Raw genomic sequence first — 675 nt, forward strand, 5'->3', positions numbered from 1 at the left:
ATTCAACTAAGGCAAAAACCGCCAAGTTGAAACATGGCAGCCGCAGGAACCTGCACCTTTTAGCACGTTTCCAGTAAGAGTGCGTTGAAAAAGCGTTTAGATTTTGAGCACTAGCCTAGCAGGGCAATAAGTAGCACGCAGTGATGCGTTTGACCTGCGTAGCTACTACTTCACAATAGTAGTTGATTTTCGTGCCGAAAATCTTAAATGTTACGGACGATGACCATTCAACTAAGGCAAAAACCGCCAAGTTGAAACATGGCAGGCGCAGAAATCTGCTTTTTCAACCACGTTTCCGCCACCGTGCTGCTCGCCGCCAAAAGCAGCCGCACGACGCATTTGCCGGCACGTCACCTTGTCCCAGTGACACGCCGGTAAATTGGCGGTAACCGCACCAACCGCAGCTACCCAAGCTGCGGCACATAAGCGCGCATGTCCTTCCCAGCATGCCCGCTAACCGCGTCAGCCTAAGCCAGTCCTCCCAGCTAGCTTAGTCCTAGGCTAACCACCCTGCTGGCGCGCTGTTTGGCACCAACACATAGCCCGAATCCACCCACAGAGAGGAGCTTTTTCATGAAACAACTTGATATGGAATTTAAGAACGAAGACGGCAAGATCAAGCACATGCGGCTGAATTATGCGTCGCAAACCTTGGACGAAACCACGGTCAAAACT

The 675-nt window shown here is 51.3% G+C and carries 2 protein-coding genes; both read left to right on the plus strand.

The features are described from left to right. Positions 1–191: 191 nt before the first annotated feature. Positions 192–389, plus strand: coding sequence for a hypothetical protein (locus EKM80_RS12290; protein ID WP_125553629.1), 198 nt, complete (start codon positions 192–194; stop codon positions 387–389). A gap of 184 nt (positions 390–573) precedes the next feature. After that, positions 574–675 (plus strand): DUF2922 family protein (locus EKM80_RS12295; protein WP_125553631.1); only part of this gene is annotated, 102 nt, incomplete at its 3' end.

Origin of the sequence: Loigolactobacillus jiayinensis (genome assembly GCF_003946445.1) — a bacterium.
Lineage (GTDB): Bacteria > Bacillota > Bacilli > Lactobacillales > Lactobacillaceae > Loigolactobacillus > Loigolactobacillus jiayinensis.